At 59.7% G+C, this 19761-nt stretch carries 19 protein-coding genes; 14 read left to right on the top strand and 5 right to left on the bottom strand.

Annotated features, from left to right (window positions below):
• The first annotated feature begins 32 nt into the window (after nt 1-32).
• Nucleotides 33-710, top strand: a complete 678-nt coding sequence (locus tag BSK43_RS33755) for an O-methyltransferase (RefSeq protein WP_077470163.1) — start codon at nt 33-35, stop codon at nt 708-710.
• A gap of 90 nt (nt 711-800) precedes the next feature.
• Here the strand turns inward: BSK43_RS33755 and BSK43_RS33750 are convergent, their stop codons facing one another.
• From BSK43_RS33750 to BSK43_RS33745, 3 genes are all read right to left on the bottom strand, one after another.
• Nucleotides 801-1430, bottom strand: coding sequence for a ParB-like protein (locus BSK43_RS33750; RefSeq protein ID WP_077470162.1), 630 nt, complete (start codon nt 1428-1430; stop codon nt 801-803).
• A gap of 113 nt (nt 1431-1543) precedes the next feature.
• On the bottom strand, nt 1544-1717 hold the full coding sequence (locus tag BSK43_RS35315; RefSeq protein ID WP_169055500.1) for a hypothetical protein: 174 nt from the start codon (nt 1715-1717) through the stop codon (nt 1544-1546).
• Nucleotides 1718-1975: 258 nt separating this feature from the next.
• Nucleotides 1976-2749, bottom strand: a complete 774-nt coding sequence (locus BSK43_RS33745; protein ID WP_077470161.1) for a phosphatase PAP2 family protein — start codon at nt 2747-2749, stop codon at nt 1976-1978.
• A 197-nt stretch (nt 2750-2946) separates the two neighbouring features.
• Here BSK43_RS33745 and BSK43_RS33740 point away from each other — a divergent pair, with 197 nt between their 5' ends.
• Entirely contained in the window at nt 2947-3639 is a 693-nt protein-coding gene (locus BSK43_RS33740) for a response regulator (protein ID WP_077470358.1), read from the top strand.
• A complete protein-coding gene (locus BSK43_RS33735; RefSeq protein WP_205910688.1) occupies nt 3636-4808 on the top strand; it encodes an ATP-binding protein in 1173 nt (390 codons plus the stop codon). The genes BSK43_RS33740 and BSK43_RS33735 overlap by 4 nt, the downstream gene beginning before the upstream one ends.
• A 38-nt stretch (nt 4809-4846) precedes the next feature.
• Here the strand turns inward: BSK43_RS33735 and BSK43_RS33730 are convergent, their stop codons facing one another.
• Both BSK43_RS33730 and BSK43_RS33725 read right to left on the bottom strand, forming a co-directional pair.
• Entirely contained in the window at nt 4847-5797 is a 951-nt protein-coding gene (locus BSK43_RS33730; protein WP_077470160.1) for a DUF535 family protein, read from the bottom strand.
• Between the two features lie 183 nt (nt 5798-5980).
• Entirely contained in the window at nt 5981-7639 is a 1659-nt protein-coding gene (locus BSK43_RS33725) for a hypothetical protein (protein WP_077470159.1), read from the bottom strand.
• Nucleotides 7640-7957: 318 nt separating this feature from the next.
• Between BSK43_RS33725 and BSK43_RS33720 the strand changes: the two genes are divergently transcribed.
• The 11 genes from BSK43_RS33720 (at nt 7958) to BSK43_RS33670 (ending at nt 19686) form a co-directional block, all read left to right on the top strand.
• Nucleotides 7958-8938 carry an AraC family transcriptional regulator gene (locus tag BSK43_RS33720; RefSeq protein ID WP_077470158.1) on the top strand — a complete coding sequence of 327 codons (981 nt, stop codon included), beginning with the start codon at nt 7958-7960 and terminating at the stop codon, nt 8936-8938.
• 226 nt (nt 8939-9164) lie between these two features.
• Entirely contained in the window at nt 9165-10250 is a 1086-nt protein-coding gene (locus tag BSK43_RS33715; RefSeq protein WP_077470157.1) for an HD domain-containing phosphohydrolase, read from the top strand.
• Nucleotides 10247-10573, top strand: coding sequence for an STAS domain-containing protein (locus tag BSK43_RS33710; protein ID WP_068395553.1), 327 nt, complete (start codon nt 10247-10249; stop codon nt 10571-10573). The genes BSK43_RS33715 and BSK43_RS33710 overlap by 4 nt, the downstream gene beginning before the upstream one ends.
• Nucleotides 10570-10938 (top strand): response regulator, encoded by a 369-nt coding sequence (locus BSK43_RS33705; RefSeq protein ID WP_077470156.1) that lies wholly within the window; start codon nt 10570-10572, stop codon nt 10936-10938. Before BSK43_RS33710 ends, BSK43_RS33705 begins: the two co-directional genes overlap by 4 nt.
• Nucleotides 10935-12959, top strand: a complete 2025-nt coding sequence (locus BSK43_RS33700; RefSeq protein WP_077470155.1) for a chemotaxis protein CheA — start codon at nt 10935-10937, stop codon at nt 12957-12959. The genes BSK43_RS33705 and BSK43_RS33700 overlap by 4 nt, the downstream gene beginning before the upstream one ends.
• Nucleotides 12956-13468 (top strand): chemotaxis protein CheW, encoded by a 513-nt coding sequence (locus BSK43_RS33695; protein ID WP_077470154.1) that lies wholly within the window; start codon nt 12956-12958, stop codon nt 13466-13468. Before BSK43_RS33700 ends, BSK43_RS33695 begins: the two co-directional genes overlap by 4 nt.
• A gap of 26 nt (nt 13469-13494) precedes the next feature.
• Nucleotides 13495-15204: a methyl-accepting chemotaxis protein gene (locus tag BSK43_RS33690; protein WP_136687439.1), complete on the top strand. Its 1710-nt coding sequence runs from the start codon at nt 13495-13497 to the stop codon at nt 15202-15204.
• Nucleotides 15205-15394: 190 nt separating this feature from the next.
• The gene (locus BSK43_RS33685) at nt 15395-17224 is read left to right on the top strand and encodes a methyl-accepting chemotaxis protein (protein WP_136687437.1); all 1830 of its coding nucleotides are present in this window, start codon (nt 15395-15397) and stop codon (nt 17222-17224) included.
• On the top strand, nt 17225-17734 hold the full coding sequence (locus BSK43_RS33680; RefSeq protein WP_077471455.1) for a chemotaxis protein CheW: 510 nt from the start codon (nt 17225-17227) through the stop codon (nt 17732-17734).
• A gap of 12 nt (nt 17735-17746) precedes the next feature.
• A complete protein-coding gene (locus BSK43_RS33675; protein ID WP_077471456.1) occupies nt 17747-18598 on the top strand; it encodes a CheR family methyltransferase in 852 nt (283 codons plus the stop codon).
• Nucleotides 18599-18603: 5 nt separating this feature from the next.
• Nucleotides 18604-19686: a chemotaxis response regulator protein-glutamate methylesterase gene (locus BSK43_RS33670; RefSeq protein ID WP_077471457.1), complete on the top strand. Its 1083-nt coding sequence runs from the start codon at nt 18604-18606 to the stop codon at nt 19684-19686.
• Nucleotides 19687-19761: the final 75 nt, after the last annotated feature.

The following is a 19761-nucleotide window of genomic DNA, read 5'->3' as shown; positions in this document are numbered from 1 at the left end:
GAACCAAACGCCTTTGGAAAACGGAGACATTCATGACCACCCTGACGACTGCGCCGCTTGCATCATTGCTCGATCGCCTATTCGAGGAAGCCGACGCAGCATCACCCGCAACAATGCCTTCGGTTGCCGACTACTGGACCGGGCTTTCCTCAGAGGAGCGCGCGCGTCTTGTGCGGAGCAAGACCGACTACCTCGATTTCTACGCCCACATGAAGGACATCCCGCTCGCCATTTCGCGGGAGACCGGCATGTTGCTCTATATGCTGGCGCGAAGCACCCGAGCTCGGACGATCGTTGAATTCGGAACCTCTTTCGGCATCTCGACCCTCTACCTCGCGGCCGCGCTGCGGGATAATGGCGGCGGCCACTTGATCACCACGGAGTTCGAGCCCTCCAAGGTAGTGCGGGCACGCAACAATCTGACGGCCGGCGGCCTCATCGATCTGGTGGAAATCCGCGAAGGGGACGCACTGCAAACGCTGAGCACCAACCTTCCCGAGGCTATCGACCTGCTGCTGCTCGATGGCGCCAAGGCGCTCTATCCAGACATCTTAAGCCTGGTCGAAAGCCGCCTCAGGCCAGGTGCGCTGATCGTCGCTGATAATGCAGACTTCTGCCCTGAATATCTCGCACGGGTGCGCTCGCCAGAGAACGGCTACACATCGACGCCTTTCGCCGAGGACATCGAACTGTCCATGTGGCTCGGCTAAGACTGCTTGCGGCCCGAGCATCCGCCTGTCGCGATTTATAAGATCGCCAAATTGCCTCCGCGTTTGGGCGAGAACGCGGGGCAGACAAGATTATTCGGGAACCGTACCGCACCAGCCGGGCAGGTAATCGGCATCCCTGCTTTTGGCAAGCTTGAGCGCTTTTGCCAGCGATGCATCGAAATCCCGTTCAAGATCTTTCGGCTTCACACGGCGGCGCAGGAAATCCGCCCAGAGAAATTCGCTGAACGGCGTCGTATCTTTGGCGTAGCCGCCGACGTGCCGCAATTCGCCGGCCAAAGAACGGTAGGGATCGTCGACCAAACCCTTGATGCTTTTCGGAATATCCTCATAGCCACGCCGCTTTCCTTCCGCATCGAAGGGATGCATCCAGTCATGGCAATCCATGACGAACCAGAAGGAATCGCGATCAAGCCGGGAGAGATCGGCAACAGTCGTCACCAGCACGTCCTTCACGCCCTCCTCGTGGAGCGCGAGCGAAAGGTGATGGTGATCGATGACATAGTACCGGCCGCGTGGACCGCGTACGGCGGGTATCATGTGATTCCCGAGGAATTCACCCGCCTTGTCGCCGTCAGCCTCGGCCTTGGTGCGCCAAGCCTTTCGCTTGGCCCTGACCTCGCGCATGCCGACGGTGATCTGGGTGGGTCTTAGTTCTTCGATCGGAACGGGATGCAGGATCGGTTCGCGCACCGCAATCATCTGGAAATTCTCCACGCAGGAAATATCCCGGCAGACTAGCACAGCGGCCGAACGCGGCAAGGCCGCCAAGGGACATTATTTAGCGATAACAGATATATGCCTGATCTGCGCACTCAGGCGGCGGTCTTGTGAACAATCTTGAACTGCGAGCGCCGGTAAAAAGCCAGCATCTCCCGCTCGAAGCCTTCCATGGCAAGCACGATCCATGGTTCGTAATGGCTTTTGCGTGTGCGCCCTCGACTTTCAATGTCGGCGAAGCCGCCCAGCGCCCAATCTACCAACCCCATCCCGTCACTCTCACCCGAAAGACCCTACCCAAGCCCATGTATCGTCAGCCCACACCGAGCCTCGGTCCTACTTGGCGGGTGGGCCAGCGATAAATAGGTAACTCCTAAACGAAGAAAAGGTGAACAAACGTTGTATTAAGGCCTGTAATATGCGTTCGGTTGGCGGCGTCCTGTGTCCTGCCGGACACAATCTGCAAGCTCGATCGCCGACTACGGAGGGGGCTATGCTGGGGCGAACCTCTGCCCCGCATATGTCTATCAAGCTCGCCCGAACACTAGCCGAGCAAAGAAGCGGTCGATCGCCCTCGCATTGCCATCCACCCACCGCCAGATCCAGATCATGGCAAACATCGTCAGCAGCCAGCCAAGCATCACATCCGACAAGAAGTGGGCGCCGAAGATGACGCGGTTGAACGCAATGAACAGAAGGCAGGGTGTCAATATCGCCGCCGCAATCCATCTATGTTTTGCGGGCACGAAAACGAGCAGCGAAAGAGCGGCCGCAGCGGCGGCGGCTTCACCCGAAGGGAAGGAGCAATTACGCGCACATGCGGCGGAAAACTGCCATACCGGCGTGAAGTCCGCCGTGCCGCCAAACTCCACAAGCTCGCGAGGACGCACGCGTCCGATAACCACTTTCAATATTTGCACGATGACCAGCGGCCCCGCAGCAAAACTCAGGAGCACGAACAGGGGCTTGTGCGGAGGGCAAATGCGAAATCGCCCCGGCAGGAAGGCACGCAGCGCGATGAGCAGCGCCATGCCGGGAAGGAGATAGGTCTGGCTCTGGCGGCTGATGTCCCTCACCCCTTTCAGAAAGGGGTTCTCCATCAGCCAGAATACCCGTCCGTGGGCGAACAGGCGTGTCACCGCGAGATCAAGCATGGGGAAGACCACGAAGATGAAACTGGTCCACACGATCAACATACCGATGACGGCGAGACCTCCATCGGCATTTGCAGATGACTCAGACTGACGCAGGCGCGCTCCATTGGAGGTGGAACTCCAAGGGTGCAATGCAAATTTCCACATGCCGTATCTCCCGAGGCTGGAATGGCGGCAAGGTGAGGCTCGATTGTCAAGAATTGGCGGAGATCGGATCAAGGCCGTGTTCAGATCCGGTCTCTAGACGGTCGGGAGGCTGTTTGGAAATTGCGGAAGTCGGTTTTGTTCGCGATAGTGCGATTCCAGCGGCAAGGCCGAAAACAGAAGAAACACAGGGCACTAAGGTGGACAACAGTCTCGTTCTCATTGTGGAGGATGAACCGGCAATCGCACAGATACTGGAGGGCTATCTGAAGCGGGATGGCTTTCGAACCGTGCGTGCCGCCGATGGCGAAACCGCGCTTCAGCATCATGCTCTTCTGAAACCGGACATCGTGCTCCTCGATGTGCGCCTGCCGAAGCTGGATGGCTTCGGGGTGCTCGGCCGATTGCGCCAGGCCGGCTCGACACCGGTCATCATGGTCACCGCCATTGCCGACGACATCGACCGCCTGAGCGGCCTGAGGCTCGGTGCCGATGACTATGTCGTCAAACCCTTCAATCCGCAGGAAGTCGTCGCCCGTGTCAGGGCGGTTCTGCGTCGGACGCAAGGAAACCGCGCCGAGACGGTTCGCCGTTTCGGCGACATGGAAGTCGATTTCAGCAGCTACACCGTTTTCGTCAACAAGGACGGGTCCCGCATCCCGCTATCCCTGACACTCAGCGAATTCCGGATCCTTGCCTATATGATCCGGCATCCGACCCAGGCCTTCGCCCGCGCAGACATCCTCGATGCCTGTCTGCCGGAAAGCGATGCCCTGGTGCGCACCGTCGACACGCATATCTCCAATCTCAGGCGCAAGTTCGAGGATATGGGGCAGCAGGGCTTTTTCCCTGCCGTGCGCGGCATTGGCTATCGTTTTTCGGATCCGAGATGAAGAAACTGAGATTTCCCTGCCTGCCGCTTGCCACCCTCACCGCCATCGTCACAGCCATCATGCTGCTTCTGAGCGTCGGCCTGACATACTTGGGGGTCAACTGGTATGCGAACTATCTGGAGAAGACCATCACCGACGGCCTGCCGCCCAGGGCCGCAGCCGCTTACAAGATGCTGGGCGAGAACAAGGTTCCTGACGGCGATTCTCTCAAGATCCTCTTCGATCATCTCAATACACTGGCCGAACCGACGGATTTCAAGGTTCTGATGTCCGTTCTGATCTGCGGTTTGCTTTCGGCATTGATCTGCGCGCTCATCGGCGTCTATCTGGCGCGCCGGCTCGCAAGCCCGCTTGCCGAGCTCACTTCCGCCGCCGAGGGCCTCAAATCCGGTGATTTCTCTGTCCGCGTGGCCGCATCTCATCACAGCACGCGCGAGGTCTCGAGCCTTGTCGAGACCTTCAACGCACTCGCGACAAGCCTCGACACCATGGAAAAGCGGTTGCGCTTCAACAACATGGCGGTTGCGCACGAGTTGCGGACACCGCTGACGATCCTTCAGGGGTCGTTGCAGAGCATGATTGACGGCATCTTTCCGATGGACCGCAAGATCATATCCGATCTCCTTCTTCAGGTCGAAGGCCTGGGTCGGATCGTCGAGGATCTGCGCACCCTGTCCCTGGCCATTGGCCAGAAGCTAGTCATGGAGCGTCAGCGGATCGATATATCTCAACTCGTCGAAGGTGTCCTTGCTTCCGCCAAGCCGATGCTGGATGCGAGCAAGATTCAGGTAGAGACCGACCTGCAACCTGCCTGGACATCGGCAGATTCACCGCGGATCCGCCAAGCCGTTCTGGCGCTGCTAGAGAATGCCTGCCGTTATGCCGCAGACGGCGGCTGGCTGCGATGTGAGACAAGGCAATTGCTAGACGAAAGCGTCGTCATCCGCATTCTCGATCGTGGCCCCGGATTTCCGGAGGGTATGGATGCCGTCGCCGTCAACACGTTCTGGCGCGGCGATCCCTCCCGCTCCCGCGCGACAGGCGGTACGGGACTAGGCCTCTCGGTGGTGCAGGCGATCGTCGTTGCCCATGGCGGGCGCCTCGAATTCGCCAACCGACCGGAAGGCGGAGCGATGGTCACGATCCATCTGACGAAGAAGAGCGCCTAGCGCTCGCCCAGCCTTTGATGTCGAGGCCCGCTCATCCCCTAATGGAAGAGTTCGCCGATATTGTAGAACCACAGCTTGCTACGGCTGCGCTTGTCCGCTCCGTAGATTTTGGAATGCGGAACGGTGAAGCCGTAAGTGCCTTCCGGTTGACCGCAGCGCTCCGCCCAGAAGGCATCGACATTCGAGACCATCATCGACCGACGGCTTCCGCGGCGATAGTGGATCGGATGCCTGTCCTGCGAGACCGCGAGGAAGTGCGGTGCACCGCCCTCGATCGTCAGCCCCTGCAGCACGATCAGCATCGCTTCTTTCGGACGCAGGCCTGACAGATCGCGTGTCACATCGACGATCTGCTGCTTCGCATTGCGCGGACCCTGCATGCTGCCGACGACGAATGTGTAGCGACCTTCCGTGCCCTCCCGGAGAAACATGAACCGCGCCGTGCAAAGAACGGCCTGGTCCCGCAGGCGCAGGAGCTTGATGGCAAATGCACCCTCATGGCGACCGCCGCTGCGATCGGCGAGCGCAATGAAACATGCATATGTTTCGCAGCGACCCGGGACCGTACCCATCTCCAGCCATTCGCCACGCCAAAGACTTATCATGCTCTCGCGTGATAGTATCCGTTCGGCAATCGAGAAATGGTCCATCAGAAGCGTAAGCCGTTTCGAACTGCTCATGCCGAAGACAAGAAACTTCGACAACGGCTTCTGCAGCAATTCATCATGCGGAGGAGGAAATCCCCGCGCGGCTGTAAACGCCGCGATGAAGCGCCACCATCGAATGGTCAAAAGCGGATTGGCCGCAAAGCGAAGCCAAAGCAGAAGCGCACGCTTCCAACGCACCCGCAGACCGAACGTCAATAGTCTCCACAACAGGAAATATCGGGATTGCTGCGGTTCGCCGATAATTGGCGGCGCCGTGCCGCGAAGCGGAATGCTGGATATTGCGCCTTCTGGCGCGACTGCGATCGACGTGTTCTGATTCATGCAAATGCCCGGCAACTATGGTTGTGCCGAACCGTCTGCACGGGAATTGTCAAGGGAGTGTCAGGACAAGGTCAGCCTATCATGGGCAGTGCCGGAAATGGGAAGTAACAGCTTACGAAGCTGGCGCACAGATGAGATTTCACCCACGAGATCCGTCGATGACAGGAGTGAGCTGGGCCGCGACTAGAAGAGAGCGTCTGCGAACAACTCGTCGTCATTTGCCAAAGCCGGCGCGCTTTCGGCGATCGGCGTTACCGCCCCGAAAACACCCGCATGTATCTCGCGTTCGGCAGCCATGGTGTAGATCTTGAAAATGCTCTCGGAAAGGGCCGCCAAAGGCGCTTCCAGCCCCTTCAGATCCTTGACCGCGCGGCGCGCCTGACCGGCTTCCTGCGCGCACGAAGCCAGTGTTTCGCCAATTCCCGCCCGGAAATCCAGGCTGTTAACGATCTCGGCGACCTGCGCTGTCATGTCCTCGCCGCAGCGACGAAGCTCCCTGACATTCGTGTCCATGGAGGCCCCAGCCTCAGTGATATGCAGCAGTGCCGCGTCGATATGTGCGCCAGGGCCGGATGTCTCTTCCCGCTCTGTGGCCTGCCGCCAGTCTTTCAAACCGCTCGCCTGGGTCTCGAGCGTGCCCAGCCCGGTCAGGATTTTCTCCGCATCCTCGTCAAGCAGCGATGCAAAGGAACGCAACTCGCCGGCGACAACGTTGATGGCGCGCCCTTCCTCGCCAAGCTTGCCGCAGCGCAGATTTGTGTTGAGAGCCATATATTGAATATCGCGGCGCACGAGCTGGATGGTGAGGATGCTGGTGGTCAATTCCTTGACCATCTCCGACGTCTTTTCGCTCAAGCGGTTTGCGCCGGTCGCCGCGGCATCGATGCGATCGACCACGCCCCGGGCTGCGGAAAGATCGCCACGCAGCGCGTTGATCGGGCTTCTGCCGTCATCTCCACTCTGCGCCATCATGGTCTGGTAGAGATCGAGCAGGGTTCGAATGTCGCCGCTGAAGCTGCGGATATTCTCGACGATCTTGACCGTCTCCCGATCGAAGCCCTTGGTCGTCTCATTGAGCAATTCGAAATTGAGCGTCATGGCCAGTTCAAAAAGGCGTTGCCGATCTGCAGCAACAAGGCCCGATGCTTCCGAGGCGAGATAGGCCTCCGTGATCGAGTGAACGGCCTGGCAATGCTCAACCCTTTGCCGCGTGATGTCGCCGATCTGCATGGCGGAGAGCGTGTGGGCGACCTTGTTCTGAATTTTCCGCGCAAGGCTGGAAACGCTATCGGCCAGTTCGGACAGATTGCGGCGCTGGACCTGAATTTCATCGGCGTTCGACATGAGGCGCTTGGCAATGGATGGAATGCCATCCAGATATTGTCCCAGCGAGCTGTCTTCGCTGGCGGCGGCGGATTCGATCTGCGCCTCCAGCGAGCGGATCTGCAGCGATAGAGCCCGAACCTCCTTGGAGGCGAATTCGATACGCTCGACGATTTCGCTCGCGAAGCTGGAGAAATCCGGAATTCTCGCGCCGGCGATTTTTGCGGTCGCGGCAAAGGTCCTCAGGTAACGCAGGGTTTCCTCCATCGAGAGGACATGCTCTGCGAGGAGCCGGCCGGTTCGACCGATGGATGCGACGCAATCCTGACGGCGCACTTCCGCGGGCGGCAATTCATGCAGCAGCTCAACCGTCTGAAGCAGACGACCGGTGGCTTCCGCGGCATTCTCTTCCTTTAGCGAATTGCCGATGTGCTCAAGCAGGCCGACCAATTTGGCCAGGGCTTCCGTCACCGTGATCAGAACCGCGCCGCCATCCAGGAAACGCTGTTCGATCTGCAATCGGGCGCCTTCCAGGCGGTCGACAAAGCTATCCGCAGAAGTTGCAAATTTTCGGCTCGTCGCTGCATACGCCATACTATTTTGGACCCCACTAAGACCTTATTGGGGAAACTAAGGCGAACTAAGAAACATGGAGTTAATATCGAAGCCGAAAGAAAACCTATTCGGAAAAGACTGCTTCCGGTGCATTGCCGGCTAAAGCTCTGGGCAAGACCGGCATTCTATAGCTGACACCGGGCGCATTAACGCTGCCTGCCGAACGGCGCTCTACCTGTAATTTTATTCCCGCAATAACGCGCAAAAGTTGATTTAACAAAGATGAACATTGCCGTCGACAAATTTGGGTGGTCGTCTCGCGATCCAGTCGAGCTGCAGGAAAGGCTGACTGCTGCCGATCTCTCCGTCGAACTGGATCGCGCACCGGAGAGCTCGCATTTCCACATCGAGGTCACACTGTCGACAATCCGCGACATGGTTGCCTGGAAGACGTTTTCGGAAACGGGTTATGAAATCAATTACCTGTTTCAGCCTTCCGACCGCATCGAATTGCACTTCGTCGAGAGTGGTGTCTTTCACATCGAAACGGAGGAAGAGGAGGTCAAGGCGGCGGCAGGAACAACCTTCATGCTGCAATCTTCCAGCCGTACAAGGCTCAAGGCCTCCAGAGGCGCCCGCAAGATTGCGGTCGCCATACCCCGCATTCTTTGCCTGCCGCTGATCGACGTCGGAAACGATGATCCCGAGTCATTTTTCAAGCGCCTCGACGCAGCCGCCGATATCTCCGCAAAAGGTGTGCGAACGATCCACCGCATGACAGCCTTGCTACTGGAGCCGGGAGACCATCCCTTTGCCGCTTCCCCTCTGGGGGCATCTCTCTTTCAGGAAGCCCTGATCGCGGCCTTTATGCAATTGTGGCCACGCGCGACGCAGAAGACTGTGATCCGGACAGCTCGCCCGCGCAGCTTGAAACGGGCGCTGGACTGGATCCAAAACCATCTGGGCGACGAGTTTACGGTGCTGGATATAGCGCGGAATGCCGGACAGAGCGTGCGTAGCCTGCAGCTGTCCTTCCAGCAGAACGTTGGCATGAAGCCTCTGAATTACGTTCAGCGGCTGCGGCTTCAGCAGATCCATCACGAACTGCTTCATGGCGATCTTGACGAGAATATATCCGACATAGCCGCACGCTGGGGTTTCAGCCATATGGGATATTTCGCGGCCCGCTATCGCGCCCTTTATGGCGTCCCACCATCATCGACGCGCATCGGCCGCCGCCACCTCTCCCCCGAGAATATTTAATATCAGAAAAACGCAGTCTTATCATTTTAGCGCAATTAATTATAGAAATAACCCTCGGTTGAGGGTGGGTTTAACGCACCGTTAGCCATTTAACGATTTCGTTACTTCAGCCAAGATTCACAATCATTGTGACGCGGCCCTTTCCTTCGAAAGGTCTCCAAAACATCCAAGCCGATAAATCGTGAGTAGATCCGCGCCTGTGTCGCGGACGCTCCGCGGGGTAGCTATGCGCGTCTTCGTACTAGATGACAGTCCTTCCGTTGTGGCCACGCTTTGCCGGGCGGTCGAAGCCATCAAAGGCAGCGAGGTATTGTCGTTCCTCCGTCCCGCCGATGCCCTCGAACAATTCGCGGACAGGACGCCGGATCTCATTCTTGTCGACTACATGATGCCCGGCATGAACGGCATCGAAGTCATTGCGCATCTGCGTAAGAATCCACTTACCACACATGTCCCCGCCATCATGATCACCTCGCGCAAGGAGGCTGATATCAAGCTCGCTGCGATGAAGGCGGGTGCTACCGAATTCCTGAACAAGCCGATCGACGAGACGGAGCTGACGATCCGCGTCCGCAACATTCTCAGCATCGGCGAGGAACGGTTGGCACTTGCAGCCAAGGCGACCGCATTGCAGCATGATTTCGACACCGCAATGAAGCGGGTCGAACGGCGCGAGGAAGAGATCATCTGGCGCCTTTCAAAGGCGATCGCCTGCCGGCACGGCGAGACGGCAGATCACCTGGACCGTGTTGCGATCATCGCTCGCATGATCGCAGAGGAAGTCGGCCTGGACGAGCGCCAATGCCGCACGATCTTTCTCGCCAGCGCCCTGCACGATGTCGGCAAGATCGGCCTCCCGGACGCCATTCTCTCGAAGCCCGGCCCCTTGAGCGCCGAAGAGCGCCGGGAGATGCAGAAACACACGGGCTTCGGCGGCGAAATCCTCGGCGACAGTTCGAGCAAACTCATTCAAACAGCCCAGAGGATCGCTGAAAGCCACCACGAGAAATGGGATGGCAGCGGCTATCCGAAAGGTCTTTCGGCCGCTTCCATCCCGATCGAGGCGCGCATCGTCGCGATAGCCGACGTCTTCGACGCACTTTGCTCGAAGCGATCCTACAAGGCTGCATGGCCGATGGCCGACGCATTCCGCGAGATCGTCAACAGCAGCGGGACGCATTTCGACCCCGCCTGCGTCGCGGCCTTCTGCCGTCGCTGGACGGATATCAAGAACCTCTTCGAACCGCAGCACGACGACAATGTATCCGTGACGGCGGTTGCCACACTTCAGCCATCGCGAGGAACAGCATGAGCGGACAGGCAGAAATTCTGCATCTTCATGGCCCCCTGACCATCAAGACCATCGCGAATGTGAGAGACATCATCCAGGTCTACCTCCAGGAGGCCGCCTCACTCAGCCGTTCGCTCACCATCGACGTCGACGGCAATGAGGACATCGATCTTACCCTACCGCAATTGCTTCTGTCCGCACGGCAAACGGCCGACCACGCGGGCGTGGCACTTGCATTGAGCAAACCCGCAGACGGCAATTTTCTCACCGTCCTGCAACGCGCGGGCCTCCTCTGCGGAGACCGGCAAAAAGACAGTTTCTGGCTAGAAGGAAAAGCAGCATGAGCGCAAATATTCTCACCGTCGATGACTCCGCCAGCATTCGGCTGACCACGCGCATTGCCCTTACCAACGCCGGATATGCCGTGACCGAAGCAGTCGACGGCGCCGATGGCCTCGGCAAGATGAAGACCGGCAATTTCGACCTGATCGTCACCGATCTCAACATGCCGAACATGGATGGCCTGACGATGATCCGCGGTCTGCGGCAGCTGCCGGCCTATATGGGAACGCCCGTGATCTTCCTGACCACGGAATCGGACGGCGATCTCAAGCAGCAGGCAAAGGCCGCCGGTGCCACCGGTTGGCTGACGAAGCCTTTCGATCCTGAAACGCTGATCAAGATCGTACGCAAGGTTCTGGGCAGATGAACGATCTCGATCCGATCGCCGTTTTCAGGACGGAGGCCGCCGAGCAGCTCGAACTGATCGAGGCCGGCCTCCTCGATCTGATGCGCGATCTGGGCGACAGGGCTCAGATCGATACCGTCTTCAGGGGTCTTCACACCCTCAAGGGGTCGGGCTCCATGTTCGGATTCGACCAGTTGGCTGCCTTCACCCATCATTGCGAGACGGCTTTCGACCGCGTCCGCAAGGGCGAGGCGCCCGCCACGAAAGAGCTGGTTGGCGCGGTTCTCGATGCACAGGGCCACATGCAGGCGCTGCTGGAAAACCCGAATGGCGATCACGAGGCCATGAGCTCCGTTCTCCTGGAAAAGCTGCGTCTTGCCGTTGGCGCCAATGGCGCCTCCACAGCATCCGCGCCAGCTCCCACGGTGGTAGGCTCTGCCAACTCCGGCGCTGCCGTCAGCGGTGCCAAGACATGGCTTCTGAAGTTCAGCTTGCCCGCCAATTCCATGGCCAACGGCACCAATCCGCTCGGTCTTCTCGATGAACTGCGAGAACTCGGCGAATGCCGTGTTGACGCCAATATCGATGCCATTCCGGCGCTTCAGGATCTCGATCCGCGTGACCTCCATATGGGCTGGACGGTTCAGCTGACGACCGACAAGCCGCGCTCCGATATCGAGGATGTCTTCATCTTCGTCATGGACGACATGACGATGGAGCTTAGCGAACTCCAGCCTCCGCAGCAGCAAAGCCCTGCGCTTGCGACCTCAAGCCCGCAGAAGGCTGTTATCGAGGTGTCGCCGAAGATAGCCAGCCAGCCGGGCGATACAAGCAAGCCTCAGCCTGCGGATGCAAAGGGGCAAAAGCAGGCCGACAATGTCCGCATTCCGGCCTTGCGTCTCGACGAGATGATGGATCGGGTCGGAGAGCTGGTGATTGCCCAGTCACGGCTCAGCCAGATGGCGAATTCGGCTGCCGATCTTGGCCTGCGCTCGGTCTCGGAAGAGATCGAACGACTGGCCGGAGAGCTGCGCGACACAATGATGGTCCTGCGCATGATGCCGGTCACGAGCCTCTTCAGCCGCTTCCGGCGGCTGGTCCATGATCTGGCCAGGGAAACCGGCAAGGATATCGAGCTGATCACCGAGGGCGAAAGCACCGAGGTCGATAAGACCGTCATCGATCGCCTCGCCGACCCCCTCGTTCACCTCGTGCGCAATTCCATCGATCACGGCCTGGAAAGCCCGGAGGACCGCATCGCGGCCGGCAAACCCGTCAGCGGCCGCGTCATCCTCTCTGCGCACCAGACTGGCAGCGAAGTGATCATCTCCATCAAGGACGACGGACGCGGCATCGACCGACAGAAGGTCCGCGCCAAGGCGGAAGCCAACGGCCTCATTCAGCCCGGCGCCCAGCTTACAGACAAGGAGCTGTTGCAGCTGATCTTTCAGCCCGGTTTCTCCACGGCCGAAAAGGTCACCAACCTGTCGGGCCGTGGCGTCGGCATGGATGTTGTGAAGAAGACGATCGAGACCTTGCGCGGGTCGATCGATATCGCAAGCGAGTTCGGCAAGGGCTCCGATATTGCTCTGAGAATCCCGCTCACGCTTGCCATCATCGATGGTCTCCTCGTTCGCGTCGGCAACGGCCGTTACGTGATCCCGCTGACCGCCGTCGAGGAATGCCTCGAGCTTTCGGTCGAGCAGGACCTGCGTTCGCGCGGCCGCAGTTTCATCTCGCTGCGCGACGACCTTGTGCCCTTCGTTCGGCTCCGCGAATTGTTCCGGACCGGCACCGAGCCAGATCCCTATCAGAAGGTTGTGGTCATCTCGACCGGCAGCCAGCGCGTCGGCCTCGTTGTCGATCAGATCATCGGCGACCATCAGACCGTCATCAAATCAATGTCGAAACTCCACGACCACGTCTCAACCTTTTCAGGCGCGACCATTCTCGGCGACGGCAACGTGGCCCTGATCCTTGATGTCGTCCACCTGATCGCCGCCGGACAACATCAGGAGGCGCAATTGCGGGCAGCAGGATGATTGAAGCAGATGTAAAATCGGACTATCGCGCCTTTTGGAATGACGCCGAGGAACTCTCGGTTCTGACATTCAGCCTCAATGGCGAAACCTTTGCCATCGACGCGGTCGTCGTTCAGGAAATCCTCGACCTGCTGCCTGAAACCAACGTTCCCGGCAGCCTGCCCTTTGTCGGCAGCGTCATCAATTTCCGCGGCAAGGTCATCCCGCTTGCCGACATCCGCGTCGCCTTCGGCATGGAGCCTGGTAACGTGACGATCGACAGCCGCATCGTCGTGACCGGATTGGAGATCGACGGAGAAAGAAGCTTGATCGGCATTCGAACCGACAAGGTTCACGAGGTCACCCAGCTCGCCCGAGCTGCGAGCGAACCGCCCCCCATCGTCGGCATGCGCTGGCGTCCTGACTATGTGCACGCCCTCGTCAAGCGCGGCGGCGAATTCATCATCATCCCAAACCTGCAGGCGATCTTCTCTTCGCAACGGGCAGGCGCGGTTAGAGCAACCGCATAATTTTCAGAGCAAGGAGAGGCTACCGGATGCGTTTTACGATCAAGCTCAAGCTGCTTTTAACGTTTGCTGTCGTGATCGCCATGCTTCTTGGCACGGCCGTCTACAGCATCACCACACTCGGCCAGGTCAACGACAATTGGTCCAATACATTGACCGGCCCCGCCGAACGTCTGCGGCTGGCGCAGAACCTCGACATAGCAGTCCTGCAACAGCTGCGGCAGCAGAAGAATATGCTGTCATCGGCATCGGCCGACGAGACCAAAGGCTATATCGCAAAGAGCGATGCGGCACGCGCGGAATTCGATACCGATCTCGCGAAGATCCTCGCCAACAGCACGGCACAGGACATGGGCTTCTGGTCTCAGATCAAGGATCTCTCGGCCAATTGGCGCAATGCCGATGACCGCATCCGCGCCATGATGCTGGCCGGCGACAGTGCCGGCGCGCTCCACATTTCCACGACCGACGCCCGCGACACCAGCAGCAAGATCGATAATGTGCTGGCGCAGGTCTTTGATTCCGAACGGGCCAGATTGAAGCAGGCCGATCAGGATGCCGCGAGCGCCTATGCGAATGCACGCTCGATCCTGATCATCATTGCCGCGACGGCATCGATCCTCGCATTCGTTTCGGCGATGTGGATCATCGTCTCGATCAACAGGGGCATCAACCGTGCCGTCAGGACGGTCCAGACCGTCGCCGAAGGCGATCTGACGGAATTCGCCGTCATCAGCACGAAGGACGAAATCGGCGACCTGCTCGGCCACGTCAACTCGATGATCGAGCGTCTGCGTGGGGTCGTTGCGGATGCGCTGTCTGCGTCCGACAACGTCTCGTCTGGCAGCCAGCAGCTGTCGGCAGGCTCCGAGCAGCTGTCGCAGGGCGCGACCGAACAGGCATCCTCCGCTGAAGAAGCCTCGGCCTCGATGGAGGAGATGGCCGCCAACATCAAGCAGAATGCTGATAACGCCGCCCAGACCGAGAAGATCGCACGTCAGTCCGCCAAGGACGCCGAGATCAGCGGCCAGGCCGTCGATCGCGCCGTCAACGCCATGCGCACCATTGCCGAGAAGATCTCCATCGTTCAGGAAATCGCGCGTCAGACCGACCTGCTCGCTCTCAACGCCGCTGTGGAAGCAGCCCGTGCCGGCGAACATGGCCGCGGCTTTGCCGTCGTCGCCTCGGAAGTCCGCAAGCTTGCCGAGCGCAGCCAGGCGGCGGCAGCCGAAATCTCCAGCCTCTCGGGCGAAACCGTCACGGTCGCAACCGAGGCCGGCGACATGCTCTCGCGGCTTGTGCCTGATATCCGCAAGACCGCCGAACTGGTCGCGGAAATCTCGGCTGCCTGCCGTGAACAGGATATTGGCGCATCGCAGATCAACGAAGCGATCCAGCAGCTCGACAAGGTGACGCAGCAGAATGCCGGCGCATCCGAAGAGATGTCGGCAACATCAGAGGAACTCGCCGCTCAGGCGGAGGAACTGCAGGCGTCCATCGCCTTCTTCAAGGTCGAGCAGGCCAATGCCCGCAGGGTCCAGCCTGTACATGCACCCGTCCATCATGCGATCAGCCCGGCCAAGGCAAAGCCTGCTGCCAAGGCAGCACCTGCCCGCGCACCGGCCGCCCGTCCCGACAACAGTGTCGCTGCACAGCAGGCCCGCCTCAAGGGCTTCAGCCTCGACATGTCCATGGGCGGACCAGACGCCGATGACAGCGACTTTCGTCAGAGCGCCTGAACGGCTGCCTGATACCAACAGGATCTGGCGCTGAAGAGCGCCAGATCAAAGGCCGGCGAATGCTAGCGCAGGCCTCAAGAACCGGTTCCGGTTCGCGGAAGGGTGAATGTATCGGTCTTCGCGCATCAAGACGGCTCCCCGTCTGACTTTTCGACCTTCAAATCTCTCCACTTTCAGGAGCACTTCAGAGATGCGCTTTACTATCAAACTTAAACTGGCCCTCGCCTTCGGCTTCCTTATCCTGCTGTCGACCGGCATGTCCGTCCTCGCAATCGTGAGCCTGTCTTCGCTCAATTCGGCCATTACCGATATCGTTCAGGGACCGGCTACCAACCTTCGCAATTCCGGCGATCTTTCCAGCGCCGTGCTGGATGCGATCCGCAATGAAAAGAACGCCATCCTCAATACCGATCCGCAGGCGATCGGGGGCTACATCGATGCCGTTCACGAGAGGGAAGCGGCCATCGAGCAGCTCGTGAGCACGCTGTCCCAGGACCCGGCAATCTCGGACAAGGTTGCGCAATTTTCCAAGCAATATCCGGCCTGGAAGCAGATCGACGATCAGATCCTGAAGCTGGCGATGGAAAATACGGATGAAAGCAATCGCAAGGCTGCGGCGCTCTCCATGGGCGATGGGCGCAAGGCAAGCGACCTGCTCCAGGATGCGCTCGAGACCGTCAACAAGGCGATCCTTCAAGACCTGCACCAAACCGATCTGTCGACCAACGACCAATATGCCTTCGCCCGAAATCTTCTGCTGACCTCGCTGGCCATCATGTTCCTGCTTTCGACAGCCATCGCCACCTGGATCGCGCTTGGCATCAACCGCGGCCTCAAGAAGATCCAAGCGGTTGCCGAAGGCGTTGCGATCGGTGATCTCAATCAGAATATCGAGATCAAGACCAACGACGAGATCAAGGACCTCGTCAACACCATAAATGTCATGACCGGAAACCTGCGCAACACCGCAACGATTGCCGATCAGATTGCCAATGGCGACCTGACGGTCAAGCCGAAGCCGATGTCGGACAAGGATACGCTCGGCCTTTCGCTGCAGTCGATGGTCGAACGGTTGCGCGGTGTTGTAACGGATGCGCTGTCTGCGTCCGACAACGTCTCGTCTGGCAGCCAGCAGCTGTCGGCGGGCTCCGAGCAGCTCTCGCAGGGCGCGACCGAACAGGCCTCCTCCGCTGAAGAAGCCTCGGCCTCGATGGAGGAGATGGCCGCGAACATCAAGCAGAATGCTGATAACGCCGCCCAGACCGAGAAGATCGCCCGTCAGTCCGCCAAGGACGCCGAGATCAGCGGCCAGGCCGTCGATCGCGCCGTCAACGCCATGCGCACCATTGCCGAGAAGATCTCCATCGTTCAGGAAATCGCGCGTCAGACCGACCTGCTCGCTCTCAACGCCGCTGTGGAAGCAGCCCGTGCCGGCGAACATGGCCGCGGCTTTGCCGTCGTCGCCTCGGAAGTCCGCAAGCTTGCCGAGCGCAGCCAGGCGGCGGCAGCCGAAATCTCCAGCCTCTCGGGCGAAACCGTCACGGTCGCAACCGAGGCCGGCGACATGCTCTCGCGGCTTGTGCCTGATATCCGCAAGACCGCCGAACTGGTCGCGGAAATCTCGGCTGCCTGCCGTGAACAGGATATTGGCGCATCGCAGATCAACGAAGCGATCCAGCAGCTCGACAAGGTGACGCAGCAGAATGCCGGCGCATCCGAAGAGATGTCGGCAACATCAGAGGAACTCGCCGCTCAGGCGGAGGAACTGCAGGCGTCCATCGCCTTCTTCAAGGTCGAGCAGGCCAATGCCCGCAGGGTCCAGCCTGTACATGCACCCGTCCATCATGCGATCAGCCCGGCCAAGGCAAAGCCTGCTGCCAAGGCAGCACCTGCCCGCGCACCGGCCGCCCGTCCCGACAACAGTGTCGCTGCACAGCAGGCCCGCCTCAAGGGCTTCAGCCTCGACATGTCCATGGGCGGACCAGACGCCGATGACAATGATTTCAAGGAGAGCGCGTAAATGGCTGCAACCAGCACCGAAGCTCAATATGTGACGTTCGGCCTCGGCGATGAATGCTTTGCCGTGCCGGTCGAGGTGGTCCGGGAAATCCTGGATCACCAGGATGCCTTCCGTATCCCGCATGGGCCGGACTATCTGCTCGGGCTGCGCGACGTGCGCGGCCAGGGCGTGCCGGTTATCGACCTGCGCCTGCGCCTCGGCATGTCCGGAACGACAAAGACCCCGCATACCCGCATCCTTGTCATCGATGTGCCAATTGCCGACAAGATGCTCACCCTCGGGCTGGTTGCCGATCGTGTCTTCGAGGTCACATCATTCCAGCATCAATCGGTCGAAAGCGCCCCCGATATCGGGGTGCGCTGGCCGTCCGAATACATTGCCGGCGTGGTACGCCGGGAAAGCGGATTCGTCGTCATCATCGACCTCGCCAAGCTCTTCTCGTCGTCCGACAAGGTATCGTTGATGGGTGTTGGCGTCGGTCGAAGTGTTTCAGAGTTCGCGGCTGTTTGAGTGAGACATAACGTGCCAGCACAAGATGCGAGAGACTACGGGGACAACGGGCTAAGCCGGCGGAACTTCGACCAGCTTGCCCGCTATATCTACGACTATAGCGGCATCAAGATGCCGCCGGGCAAACGCACCATGCTCGAGGGACGATTGAGGCGACGCCTGAGAGCGACCGGGATCGTCGATCTCGATGATTATTGCGACTTTCTTTTCAAGCGCGGCGGCATCGACCGGGAAGCAATCCACCTCATCGATGCCGTCACGACCAACAAGACGGACTTCTTCCGCGAGCCGAAGCATTTCGAGCACATGGAACAATCCGCTCTGCCGGAACTGATCGCAGCCGGTCATAGCCGCCTGCGCGTCTGGAGTGCCGCCTGCTCGGTGGGTGCCGAGCCCTATACGATCGCCATGGTCCTTGAGGACTATCGCGAAGCTCGTGGCGCGCCGGACTACAGCATTCTTGCCACCGATCTTTCCACCGATGTCCTCAAAGCCGCGCGCCGGGGCGTCTATCCGAGCGGCATGATCGACCCGGTCGACCGGCAGAAACGCTCGCGCTACGTCATGGAGGCCCGTGATCCCGAACGCGGCGAGGTTCGCATCCATCCGAGGCTGCGCGCCAAGATCGGTTTCGGCCGCCTCAACCTGATGGACCGAGCCTATGATATCGGCGACAAGGTCCATATCGTCTTCTGCCGCAACGTGCTGATCTATTTCGACAAGCCGACCCAGGAAAAGGTGCTGTCGAGGCTTTGCGAGAAACTGGTCACGGGCGGCTTCCTCTATGTCGGTCATTCCGAGACGATCAGCGGGCTCAATCTGCCGGTAAAGCAGGTGGCCAACACCGTTTTCAGAAAGGTCTGAAGCGTATGGCCAGGAAGATCCGCGTGCTCATTGTCGATGATTCCGCCAGTGTCCGCCAGGTCATGACGCAGGTGCTGTCGGCGGATCCGGATATCGAGATCATGGGGGTCGCCTCCGATCCCTTTATGGCGGCAAAGAAGATCCAGGAGGAAATTCCTGACGTCATCACGCTCGATGTCGAGATGCCGCGCATGGATGGCATCACCTTCCTGCGCAAGCTGATGGCGCAGCGACCGATCCCTGTGGTCATGTGCTCTTCCCTGACCGAGGCCGGTTCGGAGACATTGATGCAGGCGCTGGAAGCCGGCGCCGTCGATATCATCCTGAAACCCAAGATCGCCGCTGCCGACCATTTAGCTGAGGCCGCCGCGGCGATCCGGGAAACGGTGAAGGGTGCGGCGGCAGCCCGGCTTGGCTCATCCCGCCGAAGGGCAATCGTCCCGAGTGAGCCGACAGCCAAGCTGACAGCCGATGTCGTACTTCCCCCGCCCACCGGCCGCGCCATGGCCAAGACCACCGAGATGGTCGTTTGCGTGGGCGCATCCACGGGCGGGACGGAGGCGCTACGCGAATTGCTCGTGGCGCTGCCGGCGAACACGCCCGGCATGGTTATCGTCCAGCACATGCCGGAAAAATTTACAGCCGCCTTCGCCAAGCGCCTGAACAGCCTCTGCGAAGTCGAGGTCAAGGAAGCCGAACACGGCGATCCCGTATTGCGCGGCCATGTCCTCATCGCCCCTGGCGGTAAGCATATGTTGCTGGAGCGGCAGGGCGCGCGCTATGTCGTCGCTATCAAGGAAGGTCCGCTCGTTTCGCGGCACCGGCCTTCGGTCGATGTCCTCTTCCGCTCCGCCGCACGCTCAGCCGCCGGCAATGCCATGGGCGTCATCATGACCGGCATGGGAGACGACGGCGCCCGCGGCATGAAGGAAATGCACGAGGTGGGAGCCTTCACGGTTGCCCAGGACGAGGAAACGTCCGTCGTCTTCGGCATGCCCAAGGAAGCCATCGCCCATGGCGGCGTCGACCGCACCGTGGCGCTGGATCAGATCGCCCGCGAAATCTTGGCCGCCGACAAGCGGCACTGATGAGTGCCCAAAGCAGCGTCGGCCTGGTTGCGGCCGCATTCAAAATGGTTTGTTAACCATAAATGCGTAACGATC

It is taken from the genome of Rhizobium sp. P44RR-XXIV, from assembly GCF_001999485.2.
Classification (GTDB): Bacteria; Pseudomonadota; Alphaproteobacteria; order Rhizobiales; family Rhizobiaceae; genus Rhizobium.
Note: the sequence above shows the minus strand (reverse complement) of the source record. Positions and strands in the feature narration are given on the sequence as shown.